The sequence below is a fragment of the Edaphobacter sp. 12200R-103 genome, assembly GCF_010093025.1.
GTDB lineage: Bacteria > Acidobacteriota > Terriglobia > Terriglobales > Acidobacteriaceae > Edaphobacter.
On sequence record NZ_CP048114.1, the window covers coordinates 3,280,013 to 3,304,028 of the forward strand.

Annotated in this window: 19 protein-coding genes; 7 read left to right on the top strand and 12 right to left on the bottom strand. The window is 62.1% G+C overall.

Annotated features, from left to right (window positions below; translation table 11 throughout):
• Positions 1–348 precede the first annotated feature (348 nt).
• Positions 349–1,053, top strand: coding sequence for a DUF2461 domain-containing protein (locus GWR55_RS13660; RefSeq protein WP_162402749.1), 705 nt, complete (start codon positions 349–351; stop codon positions 1,051–1,053).
• 572 nt (positions 1,054–1,625) lie between these two features.
• Here GWR55_RS13660 and GWR55_RS13665 read toward each other — a convergent pair.
• On the bottom strand, positions 1,626–3,821 hold the full coding sequence (locus GWR55_RS13665) for an alpha-amylase family protein (RefSeq protein WP_162402750.1): 2,196 nt from the start codon (positions 3,819–3,821) through the stop codon (positions 1,626–1,628).
• 121 nt (positions 3,822–3,942) lie between these two features.
• Here GWR55_RS13665 and GWR55_RS13670 point away from each other — a divergent pair, with 121 nt between their 5' ends.
• The 3 genes from GWR55_RS13670 to GWR55_RS13680 are packed head-to-tail and all read left to right on the top strand — an operon-like array spanning position 3,943 to position 7,379.
• Positions 3,943–5,463 carry a sodium:solute symporter family protein gene (locus GWR55_RS13670; protein ID WP_162402751.1) on the top strand — a complete coding sequence of 507 codons (1,521 nt, stop codon included), beginning with the start codon at positions 3,943–3,945 and terminating at the stop codon, positions 5,461–5,463.
• A 12-nt stretch (positions 5,464–5,475) separates the two neighbouring features.
• On the top strand, positions 5,476–6,243 hold the full coding sequence (locus GWR55_RS13675; protein ID WP_162402752.1) for a glucosamine-6-phosphate deaminase: 768 nt from the start codon (positions 5,476–5,478) through the stop codon (positions 6,241–6,243).
• A complete protein-coding gene (locus GWR55_RS13680) occupies positions 6,240–7,379 on the top strand; it encodes an N-acetylglucosamine-6-phosphate deacetylase (protein WP_162402753.1) in 1,140 nt (379 codons plus the stop codon). The genes GWR55_RS13675 and GWR55_RS13680 overlap by 4 nt, the downstream gene beginning before the upstream one ends.
• A 45-nt stretch (positions 7,380–7,424) precedes the next feature.
• Here the strand turns inward: GWR55_RS13680 and rnpA are convergent, their stop codons facing one another.
• The 4 genes from rnpA to rpmH all read right to left on the bottom strand — a co-directional run bounded on the left by rnpA (position 7,425) and on the right by rpmH (position 9,063).
• Positions 7,425–7,811, bottom strand: coding sequence for a ribonuclease P protein component (rnpA, locus tag GWR55_RS13685; protein WP_162402754.1), 387 nt, complete (start codon positions 7,809–7,811; stop codon positions 7,425–7,427).
• 151 nt (positions 7,812–7,962) lie between these two features.
• A complete protein-coding gene (locus tag GWR55_RS13690) occupies positions 7,963–8,358 on the bottom strand; it encodes a PilZ domain-containing protein (protein WP_162403991.1) in 396 nt (131 codons plus the stop codon).
• Between the two features lie 166 nt (positions 8,359–8,524).
• Positions 8,525–8,713 carry a hypothetical protein gene (locus GWR55_RS13695; protein ID WP_162402755.1) on the bottom strand — a complete coding sequence of 63 codons (189 nt, stop codon included), beginning with the start codon at positions 8,711–8,713 and terminating at the stop codon, positions 8,525–8,527.
• A 194-nt stretch (positions 8,714–8,907) separates the two neighbouring features.
• A complete protein-coding gene (gene rpmH, locus GWR55_RS13700) occupies positions 8,908–9,063 on the bottom strand; it encodes a 50S ribosomal protein L34 (RefSeq protein WP_162402756.1) in 156 nt (51 codons plus the stop codon).
• An 802-nt stretch (positions 9,064–9,865) separates the two neighbouring features.
• On the opposite strand from rpmH, the gene dnaA reads away from it, so the two are divergent.
• Positions 9,866–11,299 (top strand): chromosomal replication initiator protein DnaA, encoded by a 1,434-nt coding sequence (gene dnaA / locus GWR55_RS13705; protein ID WP_162402757.1) that lies wholly within the window; start codon positions 9,866–9,868, stop codon positions 11,297–11,299.
• Between the two features lie 271 nt (positions 11,300–11,570).
• Positions 11,571–12,263, top strand: coding sequence for an isoprenylcysteine carboxylmethyltransferase family protein (locus GWR55_RS13710; protein WP_238398416.1), 693 nt, complete (start codon positions 11,571–11,573; stop codon positions 12,261–12,263).
• A 289-nt stretch (positions 12,264–12,552) separates the two neighbouring features.
• Here the strand turns inward: GWR55_RS13710 and GWR55_RS13715 are convergent, their stop codons facing one another.
• Both GWR55_RS13715 and GWR55_RS13720 read right to left on the bottom strand, forming a co-directional pair.
• The gene (locus tag GWR55_RS13715) at positions 12,553–12,849 is read right to left on the bottom strand and encodes an HU family DNA-binding protein (protein WP_162402759.1); all 297 of its coding nucleotides are present in this window, start codon (positions 12,847–12,849) and stop codon (positions 12,553–12,555) included.
• 444 nt (positions 12,850–13,293) lie between these two features.
• The gene (locus GWR55_RS13720) at positions 13,294–13,518 is read right to left on the bottom strand and encodes a hypothetical protein (RefSeq protein ID WP_162402760.1); all 225 of its coding nucleotides are present in this window, start codon (positions 13,516–13,518) and stop codon (positions 13,294–13,296) included.
• A 185-nt stretch (positions 13,519–13,703) separates the two neighbouring features.
• Here GWR55_RS13720 and GWR55_RS13725 point away from each other — a divergent pair, with 185 nt between their 5' ends.
• Positions 13,704–14,981, top strand: coding sequence for an MFS transporter (locus GWR55_RS13725; protein WP_162402761.1), 1,278 nt, complete (start codon positions 13,704–13,706; stop codon positions 14,979–14,981).
• Positions 14,982–15,324: 343 nt separating this feature from the next.
• Here the strand turns inward: GWR55_RS13725 and GWR55_RS13730 are convergent, their stop codons facing one another.
• From GWR55_RS13730 to GWR55_RS13750, 5 genes are all read right to left on the bottom strand, one after another.
• Complete coding sequence (locus GWR55_RS13730) at positions 15,325–18,570, bottom strand: TonB-dependent receptor (protein ID WP_162402762.1); 3,246 nt, start codon at positions 18,568–18,570, stop codon at positions 15,325–15,327.
• 335 nt (positions 18,571–18,905) lie between these two features.
• Positions 18,906–20,084 (bottom strand): 5-(carboxyamino)imidazole ribonucleotide synthase, encoded by a 1,179-nt coding sequence (gene purK / locus GWR55_RS13735; protein WP_238398417.1) that lies wholly within the window; start codon positions 20,082–20,084, stop codon positions 18,906–18,908.
• Entirely contained in the window at positions 20,081–20,590 is a 510-nt protein-coding gene (purE, locus tag GWR55_RS13740; RefSeq protein WP_162402763.1) for a 5-(carboxyamino)imidazole ribonucleotide mutase, read from the bottom strand. Before purE ends, purK begins: the two co-directional genes overlap by 4 nt.
• 227 nt (positions 20,591–20,817) lie before the next feature.
• On the bottom strand, positions 20,818–22,203 hold the full coding sequence (locus GWR55_RS13745; RefSeq protein ID WP_162402764.1) for a DNA polymerase domain-containing protein: 1,386 nt from the start codon (positions 22,201–22,203) through the stop codon (positions 20,818–20,820).
• Positions 22,204–22,362: 159 nt separating this feature from the next.
• On the bottom strand, positions 22,363–23,952 hold the full coding sequence (locus GWR55_RS13750) for a multicopper oxidase family protein (RefSeq protein WP_238398418.1): 1,590 nt from the start codon (positions 23,950–23,952) through the stop codon (positions 22,363–22,365).
• Positions 23,953–24,016 lie beyond the last annotated feature (64 nt).

Consider the following 24,016-nt stretch of genomic DNA (forward strand, 5'->3'; position numbering starts at 1 on the left):
CGATCAACACGCTGAATGCTTTTTCAGAAGAAGCGTCATCTCGACCGGAGGCCCGAAGGGCCGTAGTGGAGAAGCCTGCCCTGAGCGAAGTCGAATAGGACCTCCGCATTTTGCCTGTCCAGCCACGGTGCCCCCAGTAGGGCAAACCATCCCAGCCGGCATCGCAAAATGCGGGGGTTCCTCGACTGCGCGCTTAAGCGCTCCGCTCGGAATGACACCTCTTAGATAGGACACCTTTCAGGACACCTCTTATAAGACATCGCCTATAGCGACACCATCTTTGAGGACACCTCTTCAGGACGGAGCACTCTTCCCGCAGGCCCTCCCCCGGCCCGGTACGATATTTCCATGGCCCCGTCTGCCCCGCACTATGCTCCCGAAGCTCTTCGCTTCATGCGCTCCCTCAAACGCAACAATGACCGCGAGTGGTTCAACGCCCGCAAAGCCACCTACGAGCAGCAGGTCAAAGCGCCCACCTTTGCCCTCATCAACGCGATCAACGAGGCCATGCTGCGCTTCGCGCCCGACTACATCCGGCCTCCCCAGAAGGTCGCGATGCGCATCTACCGCGACATCCGCTTCTCTCCCGACAAGCGTCCCTACAAGCGCAACCAGGGGGCATGGTGGGCACGCTCCGGCCTCGAGAAGACCTCCGGCGGAGGCTTCTACTTCCACATGGGCCCCGACGAGTTCGTCATCGCCGCCGGCGTCTACATGCCCGAGCGCGAACAGCTGCTCGCCATCCGCCGCCACCTCGAAGTTCATCATCAGGAGTTGCGTCGCATCCTGGCCTCGAAGAAGCTCACTTCGCTGCTCTCCGAGTTCGACGGTCAGAAGCTCACGCGACCGCCCAAGGGTTTCTCTCCCGATTCTCCCGCGATGGATCTCCTTCTCTGCCGCCAGTGGGGAGTCGCTGCGCACCTTCCACCCGAGACCGCAACCAGCCCCGCCCTGCTCCGCGAAATCCTCAAGCGGTTTGAAGCCGCTGCCCCCATGGTCGACCTGCTCAACGCCCCGCTTATTGCCACCAGGCCAAGAAAGCCGCTCTTCTAGAAGGGATCGACCTACTCCGCCTCCCGGTTTGCCTGCGCGAAAGGGTCGCCATTCCAGGCCTAGCGGAGCGGAGTGGAGGAATTGGGACGCTGGTAGAGATGGTGAGCCGTTGGCTGAGGGATAGGTGGCTGGACTGGCAAACCGCAGATTCTTCGACTTCGCTGCGCTTCGCTCAGAATGACACCTCTTCAGGTGGGTTTGGATGTTTGCCTCGGCGGAGAGAGTGAATGCGGGGATCCCATTCGACTTCGCTCAGGGCAGGCTTCTCCACTGCGGCCCTTTGGCCTTCGGTCGGGAGGATACGTTCTTTCTCTGTTTCAAAGACGAATCCGATTACATTCTGACGGAAGCATGATGGCGGTCCCTTCCGATACGAAGCTCAATTCGGAACACGTTCCTTGCATTCCCTTGGTGTCATCCTGAGCGAAGCTTCTCGTGACCTTATCGCGAGAAGCGCAGTCGAAGGATCTGCGGTTTCTGGCCTTCGCCACCATCCCATACCGCAGATCCTTCGACTCCGCGCTGGGCGCTCCGCTCCGGATGACACCTCCGGAAGAAAGATACAGATCAGGTTACAGATCGATGGCGACTACTTCGTGATCCAGGATGCCGGGCACCTCGATCCTTGCGGTCTCTCCATCCTGGGTTACGGGAATCGTTTGTTTTGCGACCAGCAGCTTCGCTGTCTTTGCTCCCTTCAGCTCCGGAAGGCGCAGCGTGATGGTCTGGGGTCCGATGGCGAAGAAGTCGCGGTAAGGGCCTTTCATCGTCATGGGATTGGTGAGGTTCACCATGTGAACGACGACCGCATCCGTGTTGTGCCACGCCACCATATCCACCAGCCCATGGCCGTCCGACTCGATCGGAGCGTGCTCCTGCAGGGACCATTCCACCGTATTGCGCATCAGCCGCAGATGGTCGCGCGTCAGGACCTCGTTGAAGGTACGGTCTATGTCGAAAGGGAAGTAGGCAACACGACCCCCTGCCGGAAGCTGACGCAGGTAGAGCTGTGATTCGTGGGTATCGCCGGTGCGCGGATAGACCTTCTCCATCGGGAGATCGGGGTAGGTGGGGATCAGCGTGATGGGAGTCTCTGCAAAGTCATGCGCCGACGGCTCTACGACAACCCGGGAGACGCCATTGATGATGCGTTCCGTATCGGAGAAACCGGCGAGGATGGGAGAGTGCGGTGCACGCTTCATCTCGAGCCGCAGATAACTGTTCTGCATACGCGGCTCGCGCTTGCCGGTAAAACGTGCGCCGAAGAGATCGGCCAGCGCGAAGTCCTTGCGCGGCGATCCATCCTCGCGGTAGAGCCCCGTCTCATACGTCGCGACGATGCTTCCACCCGCCTGAACAAAGGCACGCAGCTGCTGTGCCTGCGCATCGCTCAGGCAGGCGATGTTCGGCAGGATCAGGATGCGGAAGCGGTTGAGGTTCTCCGGAGTCAGCGCCCCTTCATGGACCATCTCGTAGGGAATGCGGGACTCCGTGAGCATGCCGCACCAGCCGAGCGCAAAGTCCTCCACCTTCGCCTGAGCCTCTTTGCCGCCGTAGAACCAGGCCGTGGTCTGCGAATAGACGATGCCGACGCGCGCGATGGGTTTGTCATAGTTCAGATAGCGCTCGTTCGCAGCCGCCCAGCTGTAGACGTCTTCCACCACCGGAAGCCAGCGGCGATCGTGAAGCGTCGTGGCGAACTTGCTCCACCACGGCCTTGCACCGTGGGCGATCTCTTCCAGGACCCAGATGCGGATCTCAGGACCATCCTGCACGCTGTCTTTCCAACGATAGGGTTCTTCGAGGCCCACCCCGAAGAGACTGACGTTCGGTTTGCTCCCCAACGTTGCGCGATATTCCTTCGCGGTCTTGCCGACGACCCAGGGAGCGATGGTGCCATGACGCGCCTGGCGATCGGCGACCAGCATCGGAGCGCGTTTGCTCAGCTCAAGAGCATCCTGCGCAATCAGGGCGCCGCTGGCATTGTTCGGAATCATCGACGAATCCGGGCGTACGGCGCGAATCGTCTCGTTCCAGCGGTCGATGCAGTCGTAGAACCTTTGTTGACGCCAGCGGATAAAGGCGCGCTGAACCGGGTCCTGGGGATCGCCGCCTGCCGGCAGCTCGAAGCCCGTGGCCTTCTTGAAATTTTTGCGGCACTCGGCGCAGTAACAATCGCCCGAGCCGGCCCAGCGATTGAGGAAGATGCCTTCGGGCTTGTAGCGCTGCATGATCTCGCGATGCACCGCGGTCATGAAGTCGAAGTTGTAGGGACCCAGCGCGCAGGTGACCCACATCTCCGGCGAGGCCCAGTGGCGGCGCGGCTTTCCATCCGCGGTGCAGGCGATCCATTCCGGATGCGCCGCGGCGGCGTCATCGTAGGTAGCGTGCGGATCGGTGCGCAGCAATACAGCGATGTTCCGCTTGTGGCAGGCTTCTACCACCTCGCCGACGATGTCGCGCTTGCCGAGCCAGGCGCTGCGGTGATGGAAGGGAACCTCTGTCGGGTAATACGCCACGCAGCCGCCTGCGGAGAAGCAAAGGCCGTCGGAGTTTGTCCTGCGGAGGTAGTCGAGCCAGAAGTCCAGATCGAAGTTTGCGGCGTCGTTCTCTGCAAGCGTGAGCTGCGCCCAGCGCTTTGTCCTGCGTGCCCAGGTTTCATCGGGTGTGAGAGCCGGTGTCTGCCCAAAGGCTGCAGGCAGATGTGGCAACGTTGCTGCAGCCGCGCCTGCAGCCAGGAATTGTCTGCGCGTGAACTCGATCTTCATGAACCCCACTCTGTGCGACGACTGTCGCCGATAAAGAAGAACGGCCAACATGCTATCCCAAAGACACTGCGGCGTGCCGTGCCGGACATCCGCACCGGGAGAGTCTTTATGATGGAACCCGATGACAATCGCGGACTGGGTGGTGCTGTCGCTTTACTTCGTGATGATGCTCGGAATGGGCTTCTGGGCGCGCACGAAGGTAAAGACGGCCAACGACTTTTTCACGGCGGGCGGCGCCATGCCGTGGTGGCTGTCGGGCATCTCGCACCACATGTCCGGATACAGTTCCGCTGTCTTTGTGGCCTACGCCGCCATCGCCTACACGGAGGGATTCAGCATCTACGTCTGGTGGGCCTTCTCCATCAGCATGGCGCTGGCCCTGGGGGCAAACATCTTTCCGGTCCGCTGGGTGCGGCTGCGCCAGCGGCTCGGCATCATCTCTCCGCTCGAATACCTGCAGATGCGCTACAACCTGCCCGCCCAGCAGATGATCGCATGGAGCGGCGCCCTGCTGAAGGTCTTCGACGTCGGCGCAAAGTGGACCTCCGCGGCCATCCTGCTCGAGGCCTTCGCCAACGTTCCTCCGCTCTGGGGAGTTCTCCTGACCGGCTCCGTTACGCTCGTCTACTCGGTCGTCGGCGGTCTCTGGGCCGATGCCCTCACCGACATGAGCCAGTTCGTCATCCAGGTCGTCGCCGGAATCGTCATGCTCGTCGCTGTGCTTCTCCAACTCGGCGGCATCTCCGCCCTCTGGACGGTGTGGGACCGGCTTCCCGCCAGTCACTCGCATCCGTTCGTGGGCCAGTACACGCTGGCCTTCGCAGTCGTCTATCTGCTGGTCAATGCGCTCTCGTACAACGGCGGAACCTGGAACCTCGCACAGCGCTTCATCGCCGCACCTGATCCGAAGGCCGCACGCAATGCGGCTCTGCTCTCCTCCGCACTCTATCTCGTCTGGCCGCTGGTGCTCTTCTTCCCCATGTGGGCTGCGCCGCTGCTGCTGCCGCACCTCGCCGACCCGACCGAGTCCTACGCGATGCTCGTACAGAAGCTTCTTCCTCCGGGACTCATCGGGCTGGTACTGGCGGGCATGTTCGCCCACACCATGGCAATGACCTCGTCGGACGCCAACGCCATCTCCTCGGTCGTCATCCGCGACATTCTGCCCGCATTGCGCAAAGACCGTCAGCGCCCGAGCGATCGCGTCCAGCTCCTCTCGGGGAGAATCTGTACCCTGCTCTTTCTCTCCTTCAGCATGGTCATTGCGCTCACGGCCGACCACTTCGGCGGAGTCATCGGGCTGGTGCTGCTATGGTACGGCGCTCTGCTGGGACCGCTTGCCATCCCCATCCTCTTCGGGATGCTGCCGGTCTTCCGGCGCTCGGGCGCAAATGCCGCTATCGCGTCGTGGTTCGCCGGAGCCGTTGCCTTCGCACTCATCAAGTTCATCTATCCCGAACAGATCGCGCATCTGCCCGGCGATCTAACGACCACCATCACTGTCGCAGGCCCTGTGCTCTGCTCGCTGGCAACGTTTATCGCAGTGGGGCTCATCTGGCCTGCGAACAAAACCGCGGCAGATCAACTGCTCGCTCTCATCAACGATCCCAACGCTTCCAACACCATTCACCAGACCACATAATCGTAGAGAGCCATGAGAATCAGCCTGACCGAAAGACCACTGCCCCTACCGTTGATCGCCGCCTCCCGCGCAGAGATGGGAAGCAGAGCAGCCGAGGAGATCGCCAGCGAACTGCGCCATCGACTGCAGAAGCAGGAGAGCGTCCGCATGATCTTCGCCGCGGCTCCCAGCCAGTCGGAGATGCTCGCAGCGCTCATCGAAGCTCCCGGGATCGACTGGACGCGCGTCACCGCCTTCCACATGGATGAGTACCTTGGCCTGTCTCCCGGCGCTCCGCAGCGCTTCGGCCTGTGGCTGCGCCGCGCGATCTTCGACCACCTGCCGTTCGCCGCGGTCGAGCTGCTCGATCCCGGCGACGATCCTGAAGCCTCCGCAGCCGCCTACGCCGCAAAGCTCGCCGCTGCGCCCATCGATATCGTCTGTTGCGGAATCGGCGCCAACGGCCATCTCGCCTTCAACGATCCGCCCGCCGACCTCAATGACCCGGCAGATGTAAAGGTAGTCGAGCTCGATCGCGCCTGCCGTCAGCAGCAGGTTGATGATCGCTGCTTCGAACGCATCGAAGACGTGCCGACCCACGCCCTCACGCTAACGATTCCGCGCCTGCTCAACAGCAGCCGCATCTTCTGCTGCGTCCCCGGCGCGCTCAAAAAGACCGCGGTCCGCCGCACCCTGCGCGATCCCATCAGCGGGCAGGTCCCCGCCACCGCACTGCGAACGCACGCAAACTGGTCGCTCTACCTCGACCGCGACTCAGCCAGCGAACTGAGCGCCGGATGAACAGCATCCGCGGTCGCGATCCGCAGACAGGGCGCGGCATTGAAGCCGTCCTGCGCGACGGCGTCATCGTAGCTGTAAACGAAGTACCCGCAGAGGAGAACCTCTGGCTTGCGCCCGGCCTCATCGACCTGCAGGTGAACGGTTATCGCGGCTTCGATCTCAACGCCGACTCGCTTACACCGGATACCGTCATCGATCTCGCCCGCGCAGTGCTCGCCACCGGCGTCACCGCGTTTCTCCCCACCATCATCACGGCGCCGGAGGAGAAGATCGTCGCCTGCCTGCAAGCCATCGCTGCTGCGCGACAGCGCGTGCCATGGCTCCAGCACATGATCCCCGGCGTCCACGTCGAAGGCCCTCATCTCTCCTCGCAGGACGGACCTCGCGGCGCTCACCCCTGCGAGCACATCCGTCCACCCTCCATCAACGAATTCGAGCGCTGGCAGCGCGCCTGCGCAAACCTCGTTACGCTGGTGACTGTCTCTCCGCACTGGCCGGACGCGACGGCTTACATCCATGCGTTGCGTGAGCGCGGCGTCCTGGTCTCCATCGGCCACACGGACGCCTCGGCCGGGCAGATTCACGCCGCCGTCGATGCGGGCGCCACGCTCTCGACGCATCTGGGCAACGGCGTCGCCGCCATGCTGCCGCGCCACCCCAACCTGCTCTGGGCACAAATGGCAGAAGACCGTCTGACCGCCATGCTGATCGCAGACGGCCACCACCTGCCCGCCGACACCCTCAAGGTGATGCTGCGGTCCAAGGGGCTCGACCGCGTCATCATCACGTCGGACGCGGTCGCACTGGCCGGCATGCCTCCCGGGCTCTACAGCACGCCCGTAGGCGGGCAGGTCGAGCTGACCGAAGACGGCCGCCTCTGCCTGCCGGGAACGCGGCTGCTCGCAGGCTCGGTCACGCCCCTGAAGGACGCTGTGGCTCTCGTGGCCAACACGCAGCTCAGCCTCGCCGACGCGCTGCGGCTCGCAACGGAAAACCCGGCACGAATTCTCGGCCGGACCTCAGGCCTGAAGGCAGGAGCCAGCGCGGACCTCATTCGCTTCACATGGCAACCCGGAGCGGAGCTTCGGATCGAGACCGTCCTGCTCCAGGGCACTTCCGTAGCGACGAGTCCATAACCCCTGGCTTTGCGAAGGCCGACACCAGTTCGATGGAGACCTGCTTCAGGAGGAAGGTTGGGTATCCGCTTTGGCTGGTGCGGGGGAGCCTTTCTGGATGGTGCGAAAGACCTGCGCTACCTCGCGGTCGAGGGTGGCGAAGTCGAGGTCGATGACGCTGCGGCGAGGATGGAGGATGACGTCGACAGGGCCCTGGAGCAGGGCGATGTTGCGGCGCACGGCCTCGCGCATGCGGCGCTTGATGCGGTTGCGGTCGACAGCCTTGCCCATCACCTTGCCGACGGTAAGGCCGACGCGGGGAGTATCGGGCTGGCCGGCGAGCGCGGGGCGCTGGGCGAAAAAGAAGGTCATCTGTCGGGAGAACTGTTTGCGACTCGCCTGATAGACGCGCTGGTAGTCGGCGTGTTTGCGGAGACGGAAGGTGAGCGCCATGAGGACAGGCCGGGACGGAATGGATTCAGGAGCGCCCGTGAGCTTTCAGTTTAGAGCATTTCCTGCGATGCGATGGTTTCCGGAACGCTTGCCGGGAGTACCCGGGCTTTGGTGGTGATGCGGATTCGCCGCGCATCCTGCAAAACCCACCTTAGCTTCGCGAAGGTGGGGCGCCCGGTTTGGTGGCTGCGCGGAGTTCATCCATGAGCAGCCGGAGCTGAGTACGGCTGCGATTGCTGAGGCAGAGGATCTCGACGCCGAGATGACCGGAGGGCCGCACCTGGCGCACGATCGAATGAACACGAAAGCTGAGGCGGTTGACCTCGAAGCGCATCTCGATCTGGTCGCCGATGAGGTACCCGGCGCCTTCACTGGAATCCATTGACTCGCGAGGCTGGATGAGACAGCCGTCCAGGCAGAGATTGAGGATGCGTCCTTTGCGCAGGTACCAGTTCTGAATCTGGAACTCGACGGGACCGTGGCAGTCGAAGCGCGGGCTGCGGCGTCGCTCCTGGAGTTCTTTGAGGCTGGGCTTGGGATCTCGAATGAGTGTCTGCTCCGCGGCCTGGCGTGCGCCTTCTCTTAAGAGGTGCTATCGGCGGCGAAGAGACAATGCATGAGTGCGGACGGCGTTTGAGAGAGGAGGCCCGCTCGATCGAGCGGACCTCCCTGTTTGGATGCTGTTGACATCAATGTTTTGCGAGCTGTTTCGCCTATTTCTTCTCCGGCGGAGCCGACTGGCTGCCCTGATGCGGCTGGCCCGGCGAGCTGTAACCACCTTGACCGGGGCGGTTTCCCTGCTGCGTCGGTTGGGTGGAATGCTGTCCGCTGGACGGGGTTCCCTGTTTTGTTCCCTTGTTCGGATCCGGCTGATTGGGTTGATTCATCCTTGGTTGATTCATTGCAAATACTCCAGGATTGCCGGCAGGGCACTTCGTTCGCTTTCGCGGTGCCGGCAGTCAGTTAGGAGGCTCCAACGGCAGGGCAAGGTTGCCCGAAATGGAGAGGCCGCCGGGGTGGCGGCCATACGTGCTGAGAATCGTGTGCAGCGGGGAAGAAAGTTTCCCCAGAAGCCCGTCCCGGGCTTCTGCAGCAACTAGTCGCGGTAACCGGCGCTGACGGCGATCTTGTGACGGCCCTTGGCGCGGCGACGGCTGAGAACCGCGGCTCCGGCCTTGGTCTTCATGCGGCTCAGAAAGCCATGGGTCTTGGAGCGGCGACGACGGTTGGGTTGAAAGGTACGCTTCGGCATGGAACTAAACTCCTCGGGAGGCAGGAGGCGTCCTGCCGGATCTTTTCGCTTATTGCAGCAATTACTGATTGTACCGTATCGGACGGGATTTTCACAGGGGGAGTGGGCTTTCTGTTCCAGTACGGGGATGCGCCGGTTCTGAACTCCATCTCGGAGATCGAGAGGGGGCACCCGGCACGATGCAGGAGTGCCTGGATCCGTTGTACGGGAGACATCCTGCAAAACCCACCTCGGCTTCGCGAAGGTGGGCGCCCGGTCTGTCCCGGTATGGAGAGTGTGACTCCGCACCTGTTTTCGACTCATCCTGGGTTGACGCACGAGGACACTTTGCCAGGAGCGCTGCGTTTCCGGAGAGAGGATGGAATCGTGTGCGGCGAAAGGGCCTCACGGTATCACAAAGGGGCGATGACGGGTATAGACAAATGGGGTTAATTCATCGATTTTCGCAGGATGAAAGGCAGGTTTTTTCATGCTTCACCGGGAATGGTGCAACTCGAATTTTTTTGTCCTGCAGCGCTTGAAATGAGTCATGTTTCCCGTGCTACTATCGAACCCGATTCGCAAGACGTTTTACGCAGATTCAGCAGCTCCGCATTCTGCCTCATGTTGCACTACTCCTCTTCCTCAACGCAGTGATTGCGCATCGAAGAGAATTCTAGCGAGACAGAGTTTGTCACCACTTGCCGTGATGGCGAGAGGAACATCTGTTTGCTGGTTTGATTTTTTTTTCGCTTAGGGCAATGACGATGATCGCGGGAGCCGCTGGTTTTAAACACACGGAACAGAAGAAGGAAGTATAAGAATGTCATTCGTTCCTACGGCTACCGCCGTGCTGAATTATTGGGTTCGTATCCTTGCCGCGCTCGAGAAGAAGATCAATCGTCAGTCGTACGAGACATGGCTGAAGCCGACCCGCTTCTCACACCTCGAAGGCAAGAAACTTTTTGTGCGGATCCCGTCCGCCGATTTCCAGCACATCGGCGATCGTTATGCGGACCTGATCCAGGAGGCGATCGACAACCTCACCCTGGATGTGGAAGTGGTGGAGTTCATCACAGCCGAGCAGGATCCGCGAACGCCGAAGGTACGCGAGGATGGAGGCTTTGCCCCGGTGCCGAGCCACAGCCAGAGTGCGCCGAAGCAGGGCAGGGCGGGCTCGCTGAGCCAGGGCACGCCGGCGGCTCCCGGACCGGAGCAGTCACGGTTTGATTGGAATACCGCCTCGCAGTTGAACTCGAAGTATGTCTTCGACGCCTTTGTGGTGGGCAGCGGAAACCAGTTTGCCACTGCAGCCGCGCAGGCCGTGGCCGAGAGGCCGTCGAAGGCCTACAACCCGCTGTTCCTGTACGGCGGCGTGGGGATGGGCAAGACGCACCTGATGCATGCGATCGGCCACGAGGTGAAGCGCCGCCAGTCGCACGCTTCCATCTGCTACGTGAGCGGCGAGAAGTTCACCAACGAGATGATCGACTGCGTGCGCTACCAGAAGATGACGAGCTTCCGGGACAAGTTCCGCAACGTCGACGTGCTGCTGATCGACGACATCCAGTTTCTCGCGGGCAAGGAACGGACGCAGGAGGAGTTCTTCCATACGTTCAACGCGCTGCATGAGTCGATGAAGCAGATCGTGATTGCGAGCGACCGTCCGCCGAAGGAGCTTCCGGATTTCGAGGACCGTCTGCGCTCGCGCTTTGAATGGGGACTGATTGCCGACATTCAGCCGCCGGACCTTGAAACGAAGGTTGCGATTCTGCAGAAGAAGGCAGAGAGCGAGCAGACGCCGCTGCCGACCGACGTGGCGCTGTTTATCGCGTCGAACGTGCGGACGAACGTGCGCGAGCTTGAGGGCGCGCTGGTGCGGCTGATCGCGTGGTGCTCGATGCATGGCGTGGAGATTACGCTGGCAGTGGCGCAGCAGTGCCTGAAGCAGTTCATCGACACGCAGGTGCGCAAGATCACGATCGAAACGATCCAGCGCACGGTAGCGGAGAACTTCGGCATGCGCATTGCGGAGCTGAAGCAGAAGAACAACTCGCGGCAGATCGTGGTGCCGCGGCAGATTGCCATGTATCTGGCCAAGCAGCTGACGGAGGCTTCGCTGCCCGAGATCGGAAGGCAGTTCGGAGGCAAGCACCATACGACGGTGATGCATTCGATCGCGAAGATCGATGAGCAGCGCAGAGCCGACAAGGACCTGAACCGCACGATCAACAAGCTGATGGAGACGCTGAGCTGAAGTCGTCACAGAGGGACGAAGGAGAGAGGCCGCTCGTGCGGCCTTTTTCTTTGGGGGGAGTGCGGTGTTGGTTTGCAGGGGAGATATCCTGCAAAACCCGGTGGTGGCGGTGAGGGGAGATTGAGGGTGGTGTGAAGGAGGGTGGGTGGCTTTGCGTGGGACGTGTGGCAAAGTATGCTCAGTAGATACTGACGATACTTTCGCTCCAAAGGACCTTGCGCGACCGCGCTCTTCGATGAAGGCCACTCGGTTTGAATTTCGATTTCGTTTTGTGATTCTCGTACTGCTCTATGCGGTGAGCTTTGTGATGCCGTGGAACAAGTGGCTGCACCTGGACACGGTTCGCACGTGGCAGTGGCTGGCTTCGCTGCTAAGCCGCGCCGGCGTGATGGGGTTCAGCCAGGCGACGCTGCTGGTGCTGGTGGCAGGAATCTGTTTTGCCGTGGCCGCGGCCCTGCTGCGCACGTGGGGTTCCGCATACCTGGGCCAGGGCGTAGTGCGGGACACGGCGATGCATGGCGACCGCATGGTGGCCGCAGGACCGTATCGCCATGTGCGGAATCCGCTCTACCTGGGGACGTTTCTGCACTCGTTTGCCCTGGCACTGCTGACGATGCCGAGCGGAGCGGCGTTTATGCTGGTGACGGTCGGGCTGTTCGAACTGCGGCTGATCGGAGCGGAAGAGAGTTTTCTGAGCGAGCGGCTGGGCGAGGCGTATGGCGAGTACCGCATGCGGGTTCCCCGGCTGGTGCCCTCGTTGCGTCCGCAGATTGAGTCGTCGGGTGCCAGCCCGGCATGGGGTACCGCCGCGCTGAGCGAAGTGTACATGTGGGGCGTGGCGATCTCGTTCGGCGCCCTGGGATGGATGTATAACGCGGTTCTGATACTGCAGGGCGTGCTGGTCTCGCTGGGAGTATCGCTGGTGGTAAGGGCGCTTCTTCCGCGGCCGGAGAGGACGCTCTGAAAGGATGGACCGTGGCATGGCTCAAAAAGCTATCGATCGCTTCACCACACAAGTTCAACGTAGTTGATGCGTTTCGCTTGTGATCCAAAGTGCTGCAGGCGCTTCCAGCTGGTCGTTATCGGGTGCCAAAAAGGGATTGAAGAGAAGAGCCCGTGTCGAAGACGACGCGGGCTCTTTGTCCTTCTGCCTGCCGCCCGGCGCGAGACGATGTCCTGCGCTCGGAAAGACGCGGCTTTGCGGGAGGGCTGACGATTCTCCCAAACACACCGCGAGGTGCGGGGTGATTCAGCTACTTCTTGGGCGGAGCGATGGTGTCCTTCGCGACCTTGGCCACGCGGAACTTGACCACGGTCTTGGCCTTGATCTTGATGGTTTCGCCGGTCTGGGGGTTGCGGCCCAGGCGCGCCTTGCGCTCGGCCTTCACCAGCTTGCCGATGCCAGGAATGGTGAACTCACCGTTCTTCTTGGTCTCCTTGACGGCCGTCTCGGCCAGCAGGTCCAGGAAGGCAGCCGTCTGCTTGTTGGTCAGCTCGAGCTTCTCCGCCAACTGACGGACGAGCGCTGTCTTGGTCAATCCCTTTGCCATGTGTTGCTCCTTCTAGCGTTCTTGTTTTTTCCTGAAGCAGGTTATCCGCCCGACTTCTGAAGACTGATCGTTTCAGCATCCGATGGTGCGAATCACCAGTGTTCATGCGGGTGCGGAGAAACCGTACCGCAATTCACCTTCGGCTTTTCCGCGAGCTTTGTCAATGTGTTTTGTTGGGTTTCCACAGGTTTTTTGCGGTTTTTTCCTGTTTTGAGCGGTTTTTGGTCTATTTTGAGGCAAAAAGCGACATCCGGGGAAGGTTTGCGGGCAGGAAATGCGAAGGCTCCTGGCTGGGCGAGAAGCAGATTTCTCCCCTCCGTTTCGCTCTGATCGGGAGCGTACTTTTTGATTCCCGCAGGGTTGAGGGGAGGGAGTGTGGGAGAGATCTCCGCAATGACGCTTTCGTGATCGTGGCCAGGCAATGAGGATTTGCTGTGTTCGCTTCTACCGGTCCTTGCGGTACAGCAGGTCGCGGATGGCTTTGCGTCGCTCCGCGTCGGCCTCGCGTTGCGCCTGACGCTCTTCGGCGCTCATCGAGGCCTTTCCTCCTGTCTCCTCCGAGTCCTCTTCCATGCTGCACTCCGGACAGCGATTGGCAAAACCGGGTTTGTCGGGCTTCAACTCGAACTCTTCGCCGCAGGCTACGCATTTTCTAATGGGAAAGGGCATCGCTTCCTCATTTTAATAGAAACGGCCTGCACTTTCATCGAACCGAGATGTGCCTGGCTCATCGGGCAGGAGCATCGATTGCGCTGCCGGGGTCATTGCCTGCAGAGGCAGAAGATGTTCCGCATCCCGTGCCGCGCTTGCGGGAGCGCCTGCGGAGATGACGACGTTACACTTGAACTATCCCTATGAGCGAGACCTCTCTTTCCGGGACGTATCCTGCCACGGACGTCGGGCCAGCTTCCTCGACGCCTGAGGCGCCTAACTCTGTTCAGCCGTCGGGCACCCTGCTTCGGGTTCTGGCTGCCATCAGCTTCTGTCACCTGCTCAACGACATGGTGCAGTCGCTGCTTCCGTCCATCTATCCGATCCTCAAGAGCTCGTTTCACCTGGACTTTACGCACCTGGGACTGCTTACCCTTACCTACCAGGTCGTCGCATCGCTGCTGCAGCCGCTGATCGGCCAGTTTACCGACAACCGTCCCAAGCCCTATGCTCTTCCCGTCGGGATGACGTTCACGCTGATCGGGCTGATCCTGCTGGCGGTCGCGCCCACCTTTACCTGGCTGCTCATCGCCTCTTCGCTGGTGGGGGTCGGTTCGGCGGTCTTCCATCCGGAGTCATCGCGGATTGCGCGCATGGCGTCGGGAGGCAAGCACGGCTTCGCGCAATCGTTCTTTCAGGTGGGCGGAAATACCGGCTCCGCCATCGGCCCGCTGCTGGCCGCGTTCATCGTGCTGCCGCAGGGGCAGAAGGGAATGGCGTGGTTTGCGATTCCCGCCATCGTGGGCATTGTGGTGCTGATGCGCGTGGGCCGGTGGTACAAGGCGCGTCAGGGGGAAGCCCACGGGCAGAAGAAGCAGGAGCACCACAGGCACGTGGAGCTGTCGCGGGCGCGCATCGCTCTCTCCATCGGCGTGCTCATCGCGCTCATCTTCTCAAAGTATTTCTATCTCGCCAGCCTGACGAGCTACTACACCTTTTATCTGATCCAGCGGTTTCACGTCTCCGTGCAGATGTCGCAGATCCTGCTCTTCCTGTTCCTGGGAGCGGTCGCTGCAGGAACCCTGATCGGAGGCTCGGCGGGCGACCGCTACGGACGCAAGCTCGTTATCTGGATCTCGATCCTGGGCGTGCTTCCCTTCACCATGATCCTGCCCTATGCCAGCCTGTTCTGGACGGCCGTGCTGAGCGTCGTCATCGGCTTTGTGATCGCTTCGGCCTTCTCTGCCATCCTGGTCTATGCGCAGGAGCTTCTACCGGGCCGCGTGGGCATGATCTCGGGACTCTTCTTCGGTGTGGCCTTCGGGATGGGGGGCATCGGCGCAGCCGTGCTGGGCAAGCTGGCGGATGCGAAGGGAATTTTCTTTGTCTATCACCTCTGCGCGTATCTTCCCGCGATTGGATTGCTCACCGGGCTTCTGCCGGAGATCGAGGAGCGGAGGCAGGTGGTGAAGGCCAGTTAGGGCACGTCGGGCTTTGCTGAGAATGCATCCTGCAAAACCCACCTTAGCTTCGCGAAGGTGGGGCACCCGGCATAGGGTGGCTTCCTCAGATCCCCAACCACAGTGTCATTCCGAGCGGAGCGCGTAAGCGCGCAGTCGAGGAACCCCCGCATTTCGCGATGCCGGTTCGCATGATCACCCTCACCCGAGGCGCCCTGGTTGCAAACCCCGTTGTGGCTTTGCGAAGGGTGTGACTCATCCACTGGGTGTCTGTCGGTCCAAAGAGGCAATGCAAAGGAGTGCAAAAATGCGCCGCCCGTTGTGATGGCGAGCGGCGCTGGTGAAGCGTTGTGTGCGTGCAGATTTAGAAAGTGAGCTTGAGGCCTGCCTGCATGACGCGCGGCTTGATGGGGCCGGTTGAGGTTATTCGACCATAGGTTCCGCTGGAAGGATTCGTATCCGGCGTGCCGAAGGTAGTGCGGTTGAAGGCGTTGAACATCTCCCAGCGGAACTGGATGCGATAGCGTTCCTGCAGGGTCCAGTTCTTCATGAGAGCAGCATCGGCGTAGTTGATGCCCGGGCCCTTGAGGAAGTTGCGTCCCGTGTTGCCGAAGGTTCCGGGTGCATTCTGGGTGAAGGCGGAAGTGGTGAAGTACTGGTTCAGCCACTGCTGTTTGCTGCCCTGGTGCACCTGCACGGTAGACCCGGGCACGCGATCGGCGCGGTCGGCGTTGACGTTCGAGCCGGAGTTGTTGCCTCCGTTACCGCCGCCGATGCCGAAAGCGCGGCCGGATTGCATGGTATAGATCGCTGAGATCTCCCACTCACCCAATACGCCGCGTATCAGGCCGTTATGGCCCCTGAGGCCCGGCGTCGTGTAAACCGCGTTGGTGACCGAGACCAGGGGGTAGTTCAAGTCGGAGATTCCGCGATTGAAACGCAGGTCGTAGGGGTTGGCCACGCTGCCGGTGAAGGAGGCGTTGCCGGTGGAGGCCACGTCGATGTTCTTGGACCAGGTGAAGCTGGTCTGTGCCTGGAAGTTATGGGAGAAGCGCTTTTCAAACTGCGCCTGCAGTGAGTTGTAGCTGGCCGTGCCGTTGGAGTTGATGGTGAGGATCTGGCCGTAGTTGGTCAGCGCGCGTTTGCCCCGTACTGCAGCCGCGGTCTGCCCCGGGTTGGCGTCGATGATGAGCGTCTGGTGATAGGACTGGCTGCCGACGTAGGCGAGGTGCATGACGAGATCGTTCGAAAACTGTTGCTCGATCGAGACGTTCCAGCTCTGCGTCATGCCCAGTTTGAAGTTGGGGCGGAAGGCGGCCTGCACAGTGGTCTGTGCGGGGAAGATGGCATCCGAGGAGGGAGGCACATTGTCGTAGGCGAAGGGTGGGAAGGGACTGACGCCTCCGGTCGAAGGGAAGTTGGCCCAGGGGTTGGAGAAGTTGATGGGGCCCACGTCGCCGCTATTCAGCGTATACGTCGGGCTGAAGGGGTTGACGTCGGCGACGTGGTTGTAGGCCGAGTAGGGCAGCGGGGCGGTGAAGAGTCCGAAGCCGGCGCGGATGGCCGTGCGCGGGCCCCACTGATAGGCGACGGCGATGCGCGGCTCCCAGTAGCCGTAGGTGTTCTTCGCCAGGCTGTCGGGTACGTCCTTGTCGCCGGGGAAGACGAGGCCGTTGGGAGCGTTGGGGAACTTGGTGCTCTGCTGGCCAGGGTTATAGACGGCGCCGCGTCCGTCCTTGGAGGCGGGAGCGAGGTTCGGGTCCCAGCGCAGGCCGAGCGTAAGGGTCAGGTTGGGACGGACGCGCCACTGGTCCTGCCCGAAGGCCCCGAGGAGGTTGCCGGAGACGTCAGCGATCTCGCCTGCGCCCTGGGTGAAGGTTCCGACGCGACCGAGGAGGAAGTCGGCGAGGCCGAAGCCGGTAGAGGAGCCGGTGAAGCCGATGATCGGGTTCGCCGGATAGTAGGTCTGCTCGCGCGCCCGTTGGTGCCAGAGGTCGGCGCCAGCGGAGATGGTGTGGTTGCCGATGGTCTTGGTGATGGAGTCGGAGAAGCCCCAGGAGCGACGCATCTCGTCGGTCAGCTCGGAGTAGGGTGTGCTGAAACCGCCGCTGGCGTTGAGGCCCTCGGAGTAGCAGATGCCGGCAGGCTCGCTGACGTTGATGTACTTCGAGAGACAGAAGGCGTTGCCGGCGGAATCAAGCTGCGTGCCCCCGTTGTAGACGTGCATCTGGTTCCAGAAAAGCGAGAGTGCGTTGACGAGGCTGGGTGAGATGGTCCAGGTGTGGTTGAGGACCTCGTTGTAAAACTTGCCCTGCTTGCCGGGGTTGATGGCGAGGATGTTGCCGGGCGTAGAGGACTCGCCGCGGTTGTAGTACTGGATATAGCTGCGCAGTGTCAGGCGGTGCCTGTCGTTGGGCGCGTAGTCGAGGCGGCCTGTACCCTCGTCGTACTTTTCGACCGATGCAGGCGCTGTGTAGTAGGTAAGGCCGCTGGCGGGATCCTGTCCCTGCGGAAGTGCGGTCTTTGCAATCTGCACGGCTGCGGGGTCGAAGAGCGCCGGATCGATGCGGTTGTTCACAAAGCCGCCCTTGAGCGTGGTGGGGACCGCGCTAAAGTCGCCATTGAGCATGGCCACGGTGGGAGTATTGGTGCTGTTGCTGGTCGCGGTGGTCGACTGCCGCGTTCCCTGATAGTTGCCGAAGAAGAAGAGGCGGTCGCGCTTGAGGGGTCCGCCGAGGAAGCCGCCGAACTGGTTGCGCTTGAGGGGATCGACCTTCTTGGAAAAGTAGTCGGCCGAGTTGAGCGCGCTGTTGCGGAGAAACTCAAACGCGCCGCCATGGAAGGCGTTGGAGCCGCCCTTGGTATCGATGCTGACGACTGCGCCCGGAGAGAAGCCGTAGTGCGCGTCGAAGTTGTTGGAGATCACGCGGAACTCACCGGTCGCGTCGGCGTTGGGCGAGGGCGCGGAGAGGGACATGTAGGTGTCCATGTTGGGCACGCCGTCGAGCAGGTAGAGCGTGGAGCCCTGGCGGCCACCACCGGCGGAGGCGCCGGACTCATTGGGGAAGGTGGTCTCGCCCTGCAGGGTGCCTGCGCCGGTGTTAAGCACATTGATAACGCCGGGAGAGAGCAGCACGAGGCTTGAGGGATCGCGGCCATTCAGAGGAAGCTCACGGATGGCGTGCTCCCCGACGGTGTTGGAGACCTCGGCGTTGGTGGTGTTGATGAGCGGGGCTCCGGCCTCGACGTTGATGGTCTGCGACTCGCTGCCGACCTGCAGGGCGATGTCCAGGGTAGCCTGCTGGCTGACCGTGATGGTGATGCCGGACTGCTGAAACTTCTGGAAGCCTTTGCCCTCTGCCGCGATGGTGTAGTGGCCGGGAGGAACGGTGGGAAAGCGGTAAAGACCCGAGTTATTGGAGATGGCAGAGAGCGCCAGGTTGGTATCGATGTTGGTGAGGGTAACGTGCGCTGCCGGAACCGCGGCTCCGGTAGCGTCTGTGACTGTGCCGCTGAGAACGGCGCTGCCGCCCTGCGCGACGGCGGGGAGACTTAAAACGCATCCTGCAAGGAAAGCGAAAACGAGCGCGAGCAGGTTTTTCAGATTCATGAATTGGCCTCGAAGGGGTTACTTCGCTGCTGGCGTTCTTCTGTGAGCTTGGGGCTCCTCTTATGAACAGCAACGTCTTGGTACGGGCAGCAACAGATCCGGGCTCGTGTTCAGGGAACGTTCACGGGCATCCAGGTAAGCATCAACAGGATATGCAGGACGAGGCGTGGTTGTCCACAGACGACTGGCTGTAAGTTTAGGCGAGAGAGGTACTTACTGGATACCCGGCTGCGGAAAACGTGGGATTGAGGGGTTGTATCTACCGCTGTTCGAAAGACAGCTTTGTCCTGGGGAGGTTGCGGTTGCCAGCTGCGCTGGTTGGTTTTTTGCAGCGCTTAGAGCAGCTCCTGCGCCCGCAACACTGCCGCGACTGCCTCTTCCGGCGTTGCTCCTACCCCGCTCAGATGGCCCATCTTGCGGCCGTGGCGCGGGCGATGTTTTTCGTACAGGTGCAGGCGAACCCCAGGCACGGAGAGTGCGCGGTCAAAGTGTGGTTCGCGGGGGGAGCCATCCTCGTTCAGCCAGACGTCACCGAGCAGGTTGGCGATGGCACAGGGTTGCACCACGTCCACCTCTCCCAGCGGAAGATCGCAGATGGCGCGGACGAGCTGCTCGAACTGGCTGGTCACGCAGGCGCGCTCGCTTGCGTGATAGCTGTTGTGCGGGCGCGGGGCAAGCTCGTTGACGAGTACCTGGCCTGCCGCGGTGATGAACATCTCGACGGCGAGGATGCCCTCGAGCTGGAAGGTGTCGGCGATGCTCTCGGCCAGCTTGCGGGCTTCGGCATCCATAGCCGCCGAGAGCGGCGCAGGCATGACGCTCCAGGCAAGAATCTGGTTCTCGTGGTAGTTCCAGGCTGCGGGGTAGACCTTCACCTCGCCCGAAGGCGTGCGGGCGACGAGCACCGAGATCTCGCGCTCCAGTTCGATGGCCTTCTCGACGATTCCGGGTCCCTGCCCCAGGGCCTCCCACGCGCCGCGAAGCTCTTCTTCGGGGTCAGCATTCTGGCGGAAGCCGACCTTGCCCTGTCCGCGGCCGTCGTAGCCTCCGGTCGCGCTCTTGCAGAAGCAACGTCCGCCAAGCTCGCGGATAGCGTCGCGAAGCTGGTCGATGGAGCTGACGGCGCGGTACTCGCCGACGGGGAAGCCGTGGCGGCTGAGCCAGTTCTTCTGCTCGACGCGGTCCTGAATGACGGCAAGCGTGGCGCGGCTTGGGCGTACGGGCGCGTGACCGGCTGCGGCGTCCATGCTGGCCAGCGAGATCTGCTCGATCTCAAGCGTGACCACGTCGCATCCGCGAGCAAGATTGGCGGCCTCGCGGGCGTCGTCCCACCCGGCCTCGATGCAGCCGTCGACGACGAAGCGAGCCGGGCATGCCGGGTCAGGGTCGAGCACCTGGATGCGGTAGCCCATGGCGCGAGCGGCCATGGCGGTCATGCGGCCCAGTTGGCCGCCGCCGAAGATGCCGATGGTTGAGCCGGGAAGGATGGGGCTTGCGGTGGATGTCCTGCTCAAGCCTTGACCTCAATCTCGTCGCCGACGGTCTGGGCGAGCACCTCGTCGCGCCGCGCTGCGCGCCATGCGGTCAGCTTTTCACGAAGAGCAGCGTCGGTCGTAGCGATGATCTGCGCGGCCAGAATACCTGCGTTGGCAGCGCCAGGAGCACCGATGGCCAGCGTTCCCACGGGAACGCCCTTGGGCATCTGGACGATGCTCATCAGCGAATCCATCCCCTGCAGCATCGTCGCCGGAATGGGAACGCCGAGCACCGGCACCACCGTCTTGGCCGCGACCATGCCGGGCAGATGCGCTGCTCCGCCGGCACCGGCGATGATGACGCGCAGCCCGCGCGAGGCAGCGGTGGAGGCGTATTCGAACAAAAGATCGGGAGTGCGATGCGCCGAGACGACACGGACCTCGTGGGGCACGCCGAACTCGGCGAGCATCTCGGCGGCGCCACGCATCACCGCATAATCATTGCGGCTTCCCATGATGATTCCGACCAGCGGTGAGGCGTCCATGGCCCGATTATACGGTCTTGGGTGGGCGGTTTCAGGGCATTGAGGTCTGTTGGTTCCGACGTTTACGGACACGCTCTGCCGCGAATGGCGCGTCCGACACCGCCACTTTCGGGCGGGGTTTGGATGTTCTCCGGGTGGGACGATGGTTGTTGGCGAAGCGAGCATCCTGCAAACCCACCTTAACTTCGCGAAGGTGGGGCACCCGGTTTTTTTGAGGAAGGATGCTCTTATTGCTTCCTCCGTGAGCGCTTCGGCTTCTCTCCGTCTGCGACAGATGCATCCCGAACCTCGCGCCACTTGCGCGTCGGATCATCGTCAGGATCGGGAGTCTCCTGCGGCGGCCGCTGATCCTCAGGGACGTGGCGCAGGTTGACCCGAATGCGAGTCCATGTGGAAGAGCTTCCGCGCATCGAGTCTACGAGGATATCGTCGACTGCGAGGAGTTTCGCGACCTCGGGATGATGCTGCTTCCAACGCTCCAGCCCGTCGAGCGCCGCCTGCTTGTCGGGCGAGTTCGCAATCACGAGCAGCGGCATCTTCGACTGCCGCCTGCCCGAGGCGCGAGCTGCGGGTGCCTCCTCGCCTTCCTTTGGTTTCGGAGCAGACTTCTTCGCCCGCGAAGGCGCCACGCGCTTGCCTTCGCCCTCCATCTTGCGGAAGTGCGGCGGCCACGGAGCATCGCCCAGCCCGGCGGCTTCATCGCGAGCCGCCATCTCCAGCAGGGCGTCGAGCGATCCGCTCGTATCGTCCATTCCGGCGTGCGGGTCGCCTTTGCTGGCGAAGCGCTCCGGAACCGTGAAGATCGTGAAGTCCTCCGGGTTGCACTCCATCACCTCGTCCCAGGCGAGCGGGGTCGAGACGCGGGCATCCGGCAGCGGACGCACGGAATAAGCGGCAGCGGTCGTGCGGTCCTTCGCGTTCTGGTTGTAGTCCAGAAAGACGCCGTGGCGCTCTTCCTTCCACCACTTCGAGCTGGCCAGTTGCGGCACGCGACGTTCCACGGCCCGCGACAGTGCGATCGCCGCCCGGCGCACCTCGGTAAAGGTCCAGCGGGGCTCGATCCGCACGTTGATGTGCATGCCGCGCGAGCCGCTGGTCTTGGGCCATCCCACCAGGCCCACCTCTTCGAGCAGCGCCTTCACCTCCATCGCGACGCGACGCACGTCATCCCACACGACACCGGGAATAGGATCGAGGTCGATCCGCAGCTCGTCCGGATGCTCGAGGTCGCTTGTGCGCACCGGGTGCGGATGCAGCTCGATGCAGCCAAGGTTGACGATCCACGCCAGCCCGGCGGTGTCATCGACGACCATCTCCTCCGCGGTCCTGCCGGAGGGAAACGACAGCGTCACGGTGCGCATCCAGTCGGGCCGGTCGCTCGGTGCGCGTTTCTGGTAGAAGGGCTCAGCCTCTGCCCCGTTGACGAAGCGCTTCAGCACGATGGGCCGGTCGCGAATGCCCTGCAGGGCTCCCGGGGCCACGCTCAGGTAGTAGCGCACCAGGTCGAGCTTGGTGACGCGAACCTGTTTGGAGAAGTACAGCTTCGACGGATGCGTGACCCGTACTTCGTGTCCGTCGAGTGAAAGGATTTCGGCTGCCTCTTCTGCGCTCACCCGGTCAGCCTACAACGAAAGCGCCTCTTCTGGCGCGCTTCGGGGCTCGCTTTTGTTGCTGGCGAACCCGGAAGCGTAGTCGAAGGATGACACCTCGGAAAAGCTTCGAAAGTGCTTGCCTCGCGATTGTCTTATGCAAAGACCTATCTGTGGATATACCTAAGCCAACACAACCTCGTACGGGCGCATCATCTCGTTGTCTTCATGCTCCAGCAGGTGACAGTGCCAGACGTAACGCCCGGCGTAGCCGTCGAATGGAACGATGATGCGCGTGACGTATCCCTTTTCACAACGAATAGTGTCCTTCCATCCAGCTTCCTCGAGGTCGGGCGGAATCGGGCGGCCGGTGTAGCGCAACTCGCCGGTGTCCTGAAAGTCGAAGACATCGAAGCGCCTGCGGTCGAGCAGCTGAAAGCGGACCATGTGCAGATGGATCGGGTGGGTGTCCTCGGTCAGGTTCACGATCTCCCATATCTCCGTCGTGTTCAGCACGGGCTTTTCGGTCACAGGCGCGTGCCAGGGAGTCTTGTTAAGCATCATTCCCATCGACTCCTGGACGTCGTTCATCGTCTCATCGAGCGTCAGTCGTCGTGTCTTCACGGCTTTCGTCTCGGGGATGCGCTCCACGCGACGCAGCGTCGCCGGTATGGTGCTTTCGTCGGTCACGCGAGTCTTTGAGACGCGGAACTGGAGGATCTCGAAGCTGTCGCTCTTCAGCACGATCTTCTCGCCCGCGTGGCCGCTGAAGTCGAAGACGATGTCGGCGCGCTCTGCGGGAGTGAGCAGGACACGAGTGGACTTGACGGGCGCAGGCAGCAGCCCCTGATCGCTGCCGATGACCTGCATCTGCTGAAGCTCGCCGAAGGAGAGGCGAAAGAACCGGCCGTTCGATCCGTTCATCACGCGGAACCGGTACCGGCGCGGTTCGACGTCGAGGTAGGGTGCGAGCGCTCCGTTGACCAGCATGACGTTGCTGTAGACCTCAGGGACCCACGGCTTCTTTGCGTCGCCGGAGACCGGATACTTGAGCTGTCCGTCCGACTGCAGAAAACGGTCGTACAGCAATAAAGGAATCTCGTACTTCCCTTTGGGAAGGTTGAGCGCATCTTCGGCATCGTCGCGAATCAGAAACATTCCCTGCAGGCCCGCGTAGATGTTCAGCCGATTTATCCCCATCGTGTGGTCGTGGTAGAAGAGCAGCGCTGCATCCTGCCGGTTGGGGTAGTGATACGTGAACGACCTGCCGGGCACCACCCAGTCTTCGGGAAAGCCGTCGCTCGCCGCCGGTGTTCTTCCGCCGTGCAGGTGGACCACGCAGCGCACCTCGGGCTGATCCGGCTCAGCACCGCAGAGAGTATGGTCGATGGGCAGAAAGTGCTTTGCGGGCAGATGGTTCACCCACTCCACCATCAGGCCCTGGCCGCTGCGCGTCTCGAAGATCGGCCCGGGCGAGGTTCCATTGAATCCCCACATCCTCGTCGGCGGAAGATCGCGATGCACCTTCTGGTGAATCTCCTCCATCGTCATCCGGTAGAAAGGGATTTGCCGGGACGCATCTTCGGGATCGGGCCGGGTACCGCTGCTCTTCATGACGCGGGGAAGCGGGAGCGGGTCCACCCAGGGGGTCAGCCGGGTTGGGTCCAGCGCGTTTGAGGCGGGCGCAATGCGGCCTGCCGCTACTGCCCGCTGCAGCGAGAGTCCGGTTGCAATTGCGCCTGCCCGCCGCAGAAACCTTCTTCGTGAGATCAAACTTCCGCCTCGCCCCATACGAACGAGGGGTGCTGCAGCCCATGGCGAGGCTCCAGCACCCTTC

Excerpts from the sequence above, each read along its gene's own strand:
- GWR55_RS13660 (WP_162402749.1), top strand. The coding sequence starts at position 349 with ATGGCCCCGTCTGCCCCGCACTATGCTCCCGAAGCTCTTCGCTTCATG.
- GWR55_RS13730 (WP_162402762.1), bottom strand. The coding sequence starts at position 18,570 with ATGAATCTGAAAAACCTGCTCGCGCTCGTTTTCGCTTTCCTTGCAGGA.
- GWR55_RS13675 (WP_162402752.1), top strand. The coding sequence starts at position 5,476 with ATGAGAATCAGCCTGACCGAAAGACCACTGCCCCTACCGTTGATCGCC.
- GWR55_RS13725 (WP_162402761.1), top strand. The coding sequence starts at position 13,704 with ATGAGCGAGACCTCTCTTTCCGGGACGTATCCTGCCACGGACGTCGGG.
- dnaA (WP_162402757.1), top strand. The coding sequence starts at position 9,866 with ATGTCATTCGTTCCTACGGCTACCGCCGTGCTGAATTATTGGGTTCGT.
- rnpA (WP_162402754.1), bottom strand. The coding sequence starts at position 7,811 with ATGGCGCTCACCTTCCGTCTCCGCAAACACGCCGACTACCAGCGCGTC.
- rpmH (WP_162402756.1), bottom strand. The coding sequence starts at position 9,063 with ATGCCGAAGCGTACCTTTCAACCCAACCGTCGTCGCCGCTCCAAGACC.
- GWR55_RS13720 (WP_162402760.1), bottom strand. The coding sequence starts at position 13,518 with ATGCCCTTTCCCATTAGAAAATGCGTAGCCTGCGGCGAAGAGTTCGAG.
- GWR55_RS13670 (WP_162402751.1), top strand. The coding sequence starts at position 3,943 with ATGACAATCGCGGACTGGGTGGTGCTGTCGCTTTACTTCGTGATGATG.
- GWR55_RS13715 (WP_162402759.1), bottom strand. The coding sequence starts at position 12,849 with ATGGCAAAGGGATTGACCAAGACAGCGCTCGTCCGTCAGTTGGCGGAG.
- GWR55_RS13695 (WP_162402755.1), bottom strand. The coding sequence starts at position 8,713 with ATGAATCAACCAAGGATGAATCAACCCAATCAGCCGGATCCGAACAAG.
- purE (WP_162402763.1), bottom strand. The coding sequence starts at position 20,590 with ATGGACGCCTCACCGCTGGTCGGAATCATCATGGGAAGCCGCAATGAT.
- GWR55_RS13665 (WP_162402750.1), bottom strand. The coding sequence starts at position 3,821 with ATGAAGATCGAGTTCACGCGCAGACAATTCCTGGCTGCAGGCGCGGCT.
- GWR55_RS13680 (WP_162402753.1), top strand. The coding sequence starts at position 6,240 with ATGAACAGCATCCGCGGTCGCGATCCGCAGACAGGGCGCGGCATTGAA.